The sequence below is a fragment of the Pseudomonas sp. CM27 genome, from assembly GCF_013179515.1.
In the GTDB taxonomy this organism is placed as follows: Bacteria; Pseudomonadota; Gammaproteobacteria; order Pseudomonadales; family Pseudomonadaceae; genus Aquipseudomonas.
The window spans coordinates 1-9,240 of record NZ_JABMCN010000246.1; the positions used below are offsets into that span (position 1 = coordinate 1).

The 9,240-nt window shown below is 64.1% G+C and carries 8 protein-coding genes; 5 read left to right on the forward strand and 3 right to left on the reverse strand.

The window, feature by feature from the left end; all coding sequences use genetic code 11:
* The 4 genes from HP547_RS23965 to HP547_RS23980 form a co-directional block, all read left to right on the forward strand.
* Window positions 1-1,968, forward strand: a 1,968-nt coding sequence (locus tag HP547_RS23965; RefSeq protein ID WP_172287803.1) for a hybrid sensor histidine kinase/response regulator, incomplete at its 5' end; no start/stop codon positions are given.
* Window positions 1,969-2,440: 472 nt separating this feature from the next.
* Window positions 2,441-4,093: an acyl-CoA dehydrogenase family protein gene (locus HP547_RS23970; RefSeq protein ID WP_172287806.1), complete on the forward strand. Its 1,653-nt coding sequence runs from the start codon at window positions 2,441-2,443 to the stop codon at window positions 4,091-4,093.
* Between the two features lie 185 nt (window positions 4,094-4,278).
* Entirely contained in the window at window positions 4,279-5,742 is a 1,464-nt protein-coding gene (gene amn / locus HP547_RS23975) for an AMP nucleosidase (protein WP_172219922.1), read from the forward strand.
* A gap of 6 nt (window positions 5,743-5,748) precedes the next feature.
* A complete protein-coding gene (locus HP547_RS23980) occupies window positions 5,749-6,387 on the forward strand; it encodes a pseudouridine synthase (protein ID WP_256676408.1) in 639 nt (212 codons plus the stop codon).
* Window positions 6,388-6,475: 88 nt separating this feature from the next.
* On the opposite strand, the gene HP547_RS23985 is transcribed toward HP547_RS23980, so the two are convergent.
* Window positions 6,476-6,679 carry a DUF2788 domain-containing protein gene (locus HP547_RS23985; protein ID WP_003249787.1) on the reverse strand — a complete coding sequence of 68 codons (204 nt, stop codon included), beginning with the start codon at window positions 6,677-6,679 and terminating at the stop codon, window positions 6,476-6,478.
* 54 nt (window positions 6,680-6,733) lie between these two features.
* Window positions 6,734-7,210, reverse strand: coding sequence for an Lrp/AsnC family transcriptional regulator (locus tag HP547_RS23990; protein WP_003249795.1), 477 nt, complete (start codon window positions 7,208-7,210; stop codon window positions 6,734-6,736).
* A 393-nt stretch (window positions 7,211-7,603) separates the two neighbouring features.
* Between HP547_RS23990 and HP547_RS23995 the strand changes: the two genes are divergently transcribed.
* Entirely contained in the window at window positions 7,604-8,440 is an 837-nt protein-coding gene (locus HP547_RS23995; RefSeq protein ID WP_172287809.1) for a DUF6515 family protein, read from the forward strand.
* A 124-nt stretch (window positions 8,441-8,564) separates the two neighbouring features.
* Here the strand turns inward: HP547_RS23995 and HP547_RS24000 are convergent.
* Window positions 8,565-9,240: cation diffusion facilitator family transporter (locus HP547_RS24000; RefSeq protein WP_172287811.1), on the reverse strand; the 676-nt coding region annotated here is incomplete at its 5' end.

A 9,240-nucleotide genomic window follows, 5' to 3' on the forward strand; every position in this document is an offset into this window, starting at 1 on the left:
CTTCTGGGCTTGCTGCCCGTGCTGGCCGGAGCGGTCGATTTCGACAACGCTACCCGGCACCTTCCGTTGGGCAAGGCGCTGCAGGTCTATGAAGACCTCGACGGCAGTGCCAGCATCGCCCAGGTCAGCGCCCCGGGGTTCGGCAAGAACTTTCGCGCCCATCACCAGGAGGTACTGAACGCCGGTTATTCCACTTCGGTGTTCTGGCTCAAGGTCGATCTGCGTCCCCTCGCCGAGGCCGGCGCCGCCCCGCGCCAGTGGTTGCTGGAACTGGCCTACCCACCCCTCGATCACCTCGAGTTATACCTGCCTGATCGCCAGGGTGGCTACCGCCTGGCCCAGCGCACCGGTGATGCCTTGCCTTACGCCAGCCGGCAGATACGGCAGAACAACTACCTGTTCCAGTTGCAGCTGCCGCCTGGCCAGGTCACCACCGCCTACCTGCGCCTGCACAGCCAGGGCTCCGTGCAGGCACCGCTGGCGCTGTGGTCGCCTGAGGCCTATCTGGAAGATCAACCCACACGCCTGTATGTGCTGGGCATGATCTATGGCGTGCTGCTGGTGATGCTGGTGTACAACCTGTTCATCTACCTCAGCGTGCGGGATATCAGCTACCTCTATTACATCCTCTATATCGCTTCGTTCGGGTTCTATCAGGTCTCGGTGAACGGTGCGGGCGTTGCCTATTTCTGGCCCGACAGCCCATGGTGGGCGAATGCCTCGACACCCTTGTTCATCGGTGCCGCAGGCCTGTTCGGCTGCCAGTTCGCGCGGCACTTTCTGCAACTGGGCAACATCAGCCGGGGTTTCGACCGCTTGCTGCAGTTGCTGATGCTGGGCGGGGCGCTGGTCATGGTGCTGGCGGTGAGCATGCCCTACGGCACTGCCCTGCGGATGGCTACATTGCTGGCGTTGCTGTTCACCGTGAGCATCTTCAGCGCCGGGCTGTTCGCCTGGTGGCGCGGCTTGCGCGTGGCGCGCTGGTTCATCATCGCCTGGACGGCGTTCCTGCTGGGTGGCCTGGTCAACACCCTGATGGTGCTGGGCTATCTGCCGAACGTGTTCATCACCATGTATGCCAGCCAGCTGGGTTCGGCGCTGGAAGTAGCACTGCTGTCGCTGGCCTTGGCCGACCGTATCAACAGCCTGCGTGAGCAGCAGGCGCAGACCTTGCGTGAGACCGGGCGCACGCTGGAACAGTTGAACCTGCAACTGGCACGCAGCAACCGGCTTAAGGACGAATTCCTGGCCAGCGTGACCCATGAATTGCGCACCCCGATGAATGGCGTGATCGGCTCGCTGGAGCTGATGCACACCCTGCCGATGGAGGCCGAGATGGCTCAGTACCATCGTACGGCAGTGGGGTCGGCGCAGGGCATGATGGACATGGTCGATGCCATTCTTACGCTCTCCGAGCTGCAAGCCGGCCGCCTGCGCGCGCAGCCGGCGCCGTTCAGCTTGCGAACAATGCTGCAGAGCCTGCGCGCAGGTTATGCCGGACAGGCCTTGGGCAAAGGCTTGTATATCAGCCTGGACATTCCGGCCGATCTGCCGGATGGGCTGATGGGCGATGGGCAGAAGCTGGCGCGCTGCCTGGGGTGCCTTGTAGATAACGGTCTGAAGTTCACCCATCAGGGTGGGGTGATGATCCAGGTGCGCGGTCGCCGGATGGGGCCGGGCGATCTGGCGTTGACCTTTACCGTCAGTGACAGTGGCATCGGCTTTGATGACCTGGAGCAGTCGACCTTGTATCAGCGGTTCTTCCAGGTGGATGGCTCGATGACCCGGCGCTATGGCGGGTTGGGGATCGGGTTGTCGATTTGCCGGCAGATGGGAGAGCTGCTCGGGGCGCGGTTGGCGCATGAATCGACGCGCGGGCTGGGGAGCCGGTTCGAGTTGAGTTTGAACATGGCGGTTTCGCAGGTGCAGGTCAGCTCGACGATTCTGCAGGCGCGGCGTTCGCTTTGACGAGCGCCGCCCGCGCGGCGCATCGCCGGCAAGCCGGCTCCCACATCTGTTTCGGGCCAGTCCCTCCTGTGATTCATCGCTGCCCGCCTTGTTTGTTCCCTTTGATATTGAAAGTGTCGCCTGTGCTTTTCTGCAATCCCCAGCCATGCACCAAGGGCGCGAGTGCGGAGGAGGCAGGAATAACTGGCCCGAAACAGCTGTGGGAGCTGGCTTGCCGGCGATGCGCCGCGCGGGCGGCGCTCGATCTCACAGGCGCTGAATGTGCTGTGGCGAACGCCTGCCAGCCCTGATGCCTGTTCAAGGCGAACACCTGTCAGCCCTGACACATGCCCAAGACAGACGCCTACCATCCCCCACACCACCTCAACCCCTGCCCCCACCACCACACCTTTAGTCACGAATGCCACTTTGCCAACCCCGCAGGCAGTGCTTCACTGGTTCTCTCAAGCCTACCCGGATCCAGGAGCCCCCGATGAACCTGCACCAGTACGCTGAAACCCACGAGGTCACCAATCAGCCGCCACCCCTCGACGGTGCCAACCTGTACCGCCACGACCTGCCGCTGCAGGAATGGTCACGGCGCTTTGGCGCCGGTTGGGCCGAGTCGCGGATCGATGCCTACGGGGCGCTGGCCGGTGGCCCGCTGATGCAGGCGGGGTTCCTCGCCAACGCACACAAACCCGAGTTCAGCAGCCACGACCGCTACGGCCACCGCATCGACCTGGTCGAATTCCACCCGGCCTACCATGAGCTGATGCGCACCGCCGTCGAACACGGCCTGCCGTCCTTGCCCTGGGCCGAGCCCCGCCCAGGTGCCCATGTGGCACGGGCGTCGATGACCTACCTGCACAGCCAGGCCGAAGCCGGCACCGGCTGCCCGCTGACCATGACCTTCGCCGCCGTGCCAGCGCTGCGCCTGCAACCGGACCTGGCCGAATACTGGCTGCCGAAAATCCTCGCCTGCGAGTACGACCCGCGCAACATCGGCGACCGGCACAAGGCCGGGGTCACCCTGGGCATGGCCATGACCGAGAAGCAGGGCGGCACCGATGTGCGCGCCAACACCACGCGGGCTTACCCTGTGGGCATCGCGGGTCCCGGTCAGCCCTACGAACTGGTGGGCCACAAGTGGTTCTGCTCGGCGCCCATGTGCGATGCCTTCCTGACCCTGGCGCAGACCGAGAAAGGCCTCAGCTGCTTTCTGCTGCCGCGCCATCGCCCCGATGACGGCCGCAACCAGTTCTATATCCAGCGCCTGAAAAACAAACTGGGCAACAGCTCCAACGCCTCCAGCGAAGTGGAGTTCCGCGGTGCGCTGGCGTGGATGATCGGCGAAGAAGGACGTGGGGTGCCGACCATCATCGAAATGGTCTCCATGACCCGCTTCGATTGCATGGTGGGTTCCAGCGCGTTGATGCGTCAGGCCCTGACCCAGGCCACTCACCACTGCGCGCACCGCAAGGTCGGCGGGCGGGCACTGAGCGAGCAGCCACTGATGCAGAACGTGCTGGCCGACCTGGCCCTGGAAAGCGAGGCTGCGCTGGCCATGAGCCTGCGCATGGGACAGGCGCTTGAGCAACTGGACGACCCGCAGCAGGCGCATTTTGCCCGGCTGGTCACGGCGGTGGGCAAGTACTGGATCTGCAAACGCGCACCCGCCATGATCAACGAGGCCGCCGAGTGCCTGGGCGGCGCGGGTTATGTGGAAGACAGCATCCTGCCCCGGTTGTACCGCGAGGCGCCGGTCAACTCGACCTGGGAGGGCTCGGGCAATGTGCAGTGCCTGGATGTGCTGCGGGCGTTGTCCAAGGAGCCCGGTGTGCTCGATGCCTTGTTCACCGAATTGGGCGATGGGCACGGTGATGCTCGGTTGGCGGCGCATATCGGTAACCTGAAGGGGGCATTTGCCGATACGGGCGACCTGCAGTACCGGGCGCGGCAGCTGACCGAGGATATTGCCTTGGCATTGCAGGCCAAGCTGTTGCTGGAGGCGGGCAATGCGTTGGTCAGTGATGCGTTCATTGGTAGCCGGCTGGCGGGTGGTGGGCGGGTGTACGGGGCGTTGCCGCGCGGTGTTGATGTGCAGGCCCTGGTGGCCAGGGCAACACCCACCTGGCCAGGTTGAGTGGGCTGTGAGGGCCCTGTCGCCGGCAAGCCAGCTCCCACAAGTAGTGCACCGGTGTCGAATGCTCTGCAGTTCCTGTGGGAGCTGGCGTGCCGGCGATGAGGCCGGGACTGACCACCGGGGATGTATTTGCCACGAAACGCAGGCAAGATGCTTCACATGCATGTCCAGACAGGAAGCACAGTGTGAGCCACGCTTTTGTAGTCGTTGATACTCCCGAACAGGCCGTCGACCGTTTGGCGGCCCTGCACGAACAGGCCACAGGGGCCCTGAGCCAGGCCCTGAAGCGTTACCTGAAGGACCGTACCGAGCCGGACGCCGAAGAGCGTGACCTGTTCCGCTACCCGGCGCTGCGCCTGACCTACTTCAGCCACGGCGAAGTCGCGGCTACAACGCGCGCCTACGCCAAGGTTCAGGTGGCCGGCACCTACAGCGTCACCGTCACCCAGCCAGCGGCATTTCGTGGCTACCTGCTGGAGCAACTGCGCCCGCTGATGCACGACTACACCGTCACGGTAGAGGTTGGCGTCAGTGAACAGAACATTCCTTACCCCTACGTGGTCGACCAGGGCGACGAGCTGGCTGGCAGCGGCATCACCGCCGCGCAATTGGCCAGGGTGTTCCCAAGCACCGACTTGTCTGCCGCCACCGACAATATCGCCGATGGCCTGTATGACTGGGACAGCACCGATACCTTGCCGCTGGCGCTGTTCGATGCCGCGCGCGTCGACTTCTCGCTGCGTCGCCTGGTGCACTACACCGGCAGCGACTGGCGCCATGTGCAGCCATGGATCCTGCTGACCAACTATCACCGTTATGTCGACCAGTTCATCAGCCACGGCCTTGAACAGCTGCGTGACGACCCGCGCTTCGTGCGCATGGTGCTGCCGGGCAACGTGGTGATCGAAAAAGCCATGGATCACGGCGAAACCCAGGCGCTGGTGGCCAGCGTGGTCTGGCACCGCTACCAGATGCCCGCTTACCACCTGATCGCCGCCGACGGCGATGGCGTCACCCTTGTCAACATCGGTGTCGGCCCGTCCAACGCCAAGAACATCACCGACCACCTGGCCGTGCTGCGTCCCCACTGCTGGCTGATGATCGGTCATTGTGGCGGCCTGCGGCAGTCGCAGACCATTGGCGACTACGTACTCGCGCACGCCTACATGCGCCGCGACGGTATTCTCGACCGGGTAGTACCACCGAACATTCCGATCCCGGCCCTGGCCGAAGTGCAGCTGGCCTTGCAGGAGGCCGCCGCGCAGGTGACCGGCGAACGCGGCGAGCAGCTGAAGAAGCGCCTGCGCACCGGTACCGTGCTGACCTACGACGACCGCAACTGGGAGCTGCGCTGGGCCCAGGAGCGGCCGCTGATCAACCTGTCGCGTGCCGTGGCGGTGGACATGGAAAGCGGCACCATCGCGGCCCAGGGTTACCGTTTGCGCGTGCCATACGGCACCTTGCTGTGTGTTTCCGACAAGCCGTTGCACAGCGAGATCAAGCTGCCTGGCTCGGCCAACGCGTTCTACAACAGAGCGGTAAGCCAGCACCTGAAAATCGGCATTGCTGCCCTCGACCTGCTGCGCACCGAGCTCAACTCGCTGCACTCGCGTAAACTGCGCAGCTTCGATGAGCCGCCGTTCCGCTGAGGATCCATGTCACTGCCACCCCGTAACAAGCCGCGCCGCCCCCAGGCGCGGCCTGCCGCCGGCCCGCGTCGCCAGGCCAAGGCGCCACCGGCCGAGCCGCGCCTGATACTGTTCAACAAACCGTTCGACGTGCTTACCCAGTTCAGCGACGGAGAAGGGCGCGCGACCCTCAAGGACTTCATCGACATCCCGGGCGTGTACCCGGCCGGGCGGCTGGACCGCGACAGTGAGGGCCTGCTGCTGCTGACCAACGATGGCGCCCTGCAGGCCCGTATTGCCGACCCCAAACACAAGCTGGCCAAGACATACTGGGTGCAGGTAGAGGGCGAGCCGAGTGACGAGCAGTTGCAGCGCTTGCGCGACGGTGTGGAACTGAACGATGGCCCGACCTTGCCGGCCGAGGCACGGCGCCTGGAAGAGCCAGACCTGTGGCCGCGCAACCCGCCGGTACGCTTTCGCCAAAGTGTGCCGACCCACTGGCTGGAACTGGTGATTCGCGAGGGGCGCAATCGCCAGGTGCGGCGCATGACGGCGGCGGTAGGGCTGCCCACCTTGCGCCTGGTGCGGGTACGGATTGGCGACTGGGCGCTGGATGGGCTGGAGCAGGGCTGCTGGCGCGAAGTCCCGGCGAAACTGCAGCGTTAGATCGCAAGCCCAGGCATCGTGCGATCCCTTGCAGGAGCGGCCTGGTGTCGCGAAAGGAGCGCAAAGCGCTCCCGGCATTCCAAAGCCCCTACACCCCTTCGAGAAACCCCACCACCACGCTCTTGATGATAAAGGCCAGCACCCCAAGGCCCAACACGAAGAACAGTATCAGCGTCCCGAACTTGCCCGCCTTGGACTTTTTCGCCAGGTCCCAGACGATGAACCCCATGAAACCGATCAACACGGTGACCAGGATGATCATCATCCATTCTTCGAATACGGCGGGATCCATCGTTGTTCTCCGGGCAGGCTGAGCAGCCGATTATACGCCAGCGGGCGCAGGCAATCAGCGCAGGTGGGTCAATGGCAGCTCGGTGCTGGCCAGTACCTGGTTGAGCACGAAGCTCGACCGTACGCTGGTAACCCCTTCGATACGGGTGAGGCTGCCCAGGAGCAGCTTCTGATAGTGGTCCATGTCCGGCACCACCACTTTCAGCTGGTAGTCAGCATCCATGCCGGTCACCAGGCTGCATTCGAGCACCTGCGGCAAGTTGCGAATGGCCGCCTCGAAGGTTTCGAAGCGTTCAGGGGTATGGCGGTCCATGCCGATCAGCACGTAGGCGGTCAGGCTCAGGCCCAGCTTCTTGCGGTCGAGCAAGGCTACCTGACGCGAGATGTAGCCGTCGTCTTCCAATTGCTTGACCCGACGTGAGCACGGCGAAGGCGACAGGCCGATGCGTTCGGCCAGTTCCTGGTTGGAAATGCGCGCATCGCGCTGCAGTTCGGCGAGGATGCTCAGGTCGTAGCGGTCAAGTTTGCTCATGGCATTTGCCTTTTCTGTTCAGATTGCGGCGAATTATCAATCCAGGGTTAAAAATTGCGCAAGTGCTATTTATCTGAGCAATCTTCGCAATCCTGTGTCGCAGTGGGTCCGGTATCTTTATCAACAGAATCACTGCCCGGACATCAGTCCACGGCGACGCGCTCTAGACGGGCGGTCGCGGCCAGCCATCCAACCAGGATCTGCAGGCTCCCGGGCTACACACCTTCCAGAAGACGGTGTGAGGTGAGCCGGCGCCACAAGCGTCGAGCACGGACGACAATTCCTGAAGGGAGGCCCTGCGGCCTCCCTTTTTTCATGGCTGCGATTTCATTCGCCGGGGATGCAGGCGCGGTAGACTGGCGGCAGGCCGTTTCATATACCGCGAGGCACAACATGAAGTCGCGCATCTGGCAGTTGGCAGGTGTTGGTTTGCTGGGTTTGAGCATCAGCCTCGGGGCCCTGGCCGAAGGGCCGGGCGAGGGGCATGGCGAACACGGCCAGCAGGTGCAAGGGGAGGGTGGGCCCGGTCGTTCGCTGAACTCGCGCGACGAGGTACGCCAGACCCAGCCGCCACGGCAGGGGTATTACCAGGACATTCCGCTCCGTCACGGCGATGACCACCACTGGCAGGCAGGTGGCCCGGGGCAACGGCCCGGCGGGGACTGGCAGGGGCGCCCGGATGGCCATGGCAATGGCTGGGGGCCTGGGCCGCAGTACCGTCCGGGGCAGACTGTGGAGCGCTTTGCGGATCGCTACTGGAAAGTGCCTTATCGCGGGCAGGAGTACTTTTATTCCGGTGGCTACTGGTACCGTCCGCACGGTGGCCGATACATCGTCGTGGCGCCGCCTTATGGAGTAAGGGTGGAGTACCTGCCGTCCTATGCCCGTGAAGTGTGGTTGGGCGGGGCGCTGTTTTTCCTGGTGGCCGATACCTATTACCAGTACATGGCCGACAGCCGCGAGTACGTGGTGGTCAACCCACCTGCCGTAGCGCCACCGCCGGTGGCGGTCGCGTCGGCGAGCGGTGGTTATGACGTGGTGGCTTACCCCATGTACGGCCAGGGCCAGGAGCAGCAGGACCAGGACCGCTACCAGTGCCATCGCTGGGCGGTCAGCCAGTCAGGGTTCGACCCGGCGACAGCGCCGTATGCGCCGCCGGTCAATGTGGCCGATAACTATCGCCGCGCGCTGGGCGCCTGCTTCAGTGGGCGGGGGTACAGCATCAACTGATCGAGGTGTACGGCCTGCCCAGGCGCTATCGCCGGCAAGCCAGCTCCCACCGGCATTGTGCATGCATCGAGGCCGGTGCAGGCCCTGTGGGAGCTGGCTTGCCGGCGATAGCGTCCTTGCAGGTTTACACAGGATCCGCGTGCACCATCACATCCGCTTGGGGATAACGCTGGCGGATTACCCTTGAGGCCTCGACGCATAGCTCATGCGCCTGATGCAGCGGCAGCTGCCCCGGCAGTTCCAGGTGCAACTGCACGAACCACTGGTTGCCCGACACCCGCGTACGCAGGTCATGCACGCCTTTCACCCCGGGGATGGCCAGCACCAGTGCGGCCATGGCCTCGCCGACATTACCGGGCAGTTCCTTGTCCATCAGGATGGCCGTGCTTTCGCGGGCAATCTGCAACGCGCTCCAGAGGATATAGAACGCGATGCCCAGGCCGAACAGCGCATCCAGTTGCGGCCAGCCAAAGCGTGCCAGCAGCAGGGCCAGCAGGATGCTGCTGTTAAGCAGCAGGTCCGACCGGTAGTGCAGGGAGTCGGCGCGCACCGCAGTTGAACCGGTCAGCCGGATGACCTTGTGCTGCAGCGCCAGCAGGGCCAGGGTGAGCACCAGCGACAACAGCATCACCGCGATCCCTGTACCTGTATCCCCCAAAGGTTGCGGGCTCTGCAGGCGTTCGACCGCCTGTACCCCGATCAGCACCGCACTGACACCGATGAACAGGGCCTGCGCCATGCCGGCCAGGGCTTCTGCTTTGCCATGGCCAAAACGGTGGTCATCGTCGGCGGGGCGCAGC